The 966-nt window shown below is 73.0% G+C and carries 1 protein-coding gene; it reads left to right on the plus strand.

Annotation, left to right across the window (positions count from 1 at the left end; genetic code table 11):
- Positions 1 to 118 precede the first annotated feature (118 nt).
- Positions 119 to 943 carry a siderophore-iron reductase FhuF gene (fhuF, locus tag G3N94_RS41750; RefSeq protein ID WP_205799965.1) on the plus strand — a complete coding sequence of 275 codons (825 nt, stop codon included), beginning with the start codon at positions 119 to 121 and terminating at the stop codon, positions 941 to 943.
- Positions 944 to 966: the final 23 nt, after the last annotated feature.

Below are 966 nucleotides of genomic sequence, written 5' to 3' on the forward strand. Positions count from 1 at the left end.
CCCGCCCGGCGGGCGCGCCGCGCGAGGGGCCGGCTGGTGTGCTGACAGCGCTGATCGGTGCGCCGTATCTGCTCGGACTGCTGATCGTCGAGGCGCGCCGCGCGCGGCGCGCGGGACGATGACGTTGGCTGCGCTGCCTGCGCCGCCGGTGGCCCTCGGCGCGCGCGCGACATGCTTTGCGTCGTTCGCACCGGCGGAGTTCGCGCCGTATCTCGATGCGGTCTGGCTCGGCATGCCCGGCGATGCATGCGCGTGCGGCGACGCATTGCTCGTGCCAGTGACCGCGCTGCCCGCGCATCGCGACGCGCTGCTCGACGCGATGGTCCGCCACTACGGCGGCGATCCGGCCGCGCATGCGCGTGCGCTGCTGTCGCAATGGAGCAAGTACTACTTCGGCCGCGCGGCGCCCGCGGGCGTGGTCGCCGCGTTGCTGCTCGGCCGGCCGCTCGACATGGCGCCCGAGCGCACGTTCGTCGCGCTCGACGACGGGATGCCGGCCGGGCTGGTGTTCGCGCAGCACGCGCTCGGCGAGCCCTGCGACGATCCGGCGCCGCGCTATGCGGGACTCGTCGCGCATCTCGGCGCTGTGATCGACCTGCTGGCCGAGATGGGGCGCGTCACGCCGCGCGTGCTGTGGAGTAACGCCGGCAATCTGCTCGACTACCTGCTCGATGTCTGCCGCGCACAGCGCTGCGCGGCCGATCCCGTGCGCGATGCCGCATGGCTGTTCCGCCCGGCATGTAGCGATGGCGAACCCAATCCGCTGCGCACACCCGTGCGCAATGCCGTGCCGCGCTCGCCGCTGCTGCCGACGCCGTTCCGCGCGCGCCGCGTGTGTTGTCTGCGCTACGAAATCCCTGGAGAAACGCAACTGTGTGGAAGCTGCCCCTTGCTACTGACGATGGACGACGCGGCGCTGGCCGGGCAGGACGCGATTCGCTGACGCCGCCGGCGCAGCCCGGCCGG

The organism is Burkholderia sp. Ac-20353 (genome assembly GCF_017104785.1).
Taxonomy (GTDB): domain Bacteria; phylum Pseudomonadota; class Gammaproteobacteria; order Burkholderiales; family Burkholderiaceae; genus Burkholderia.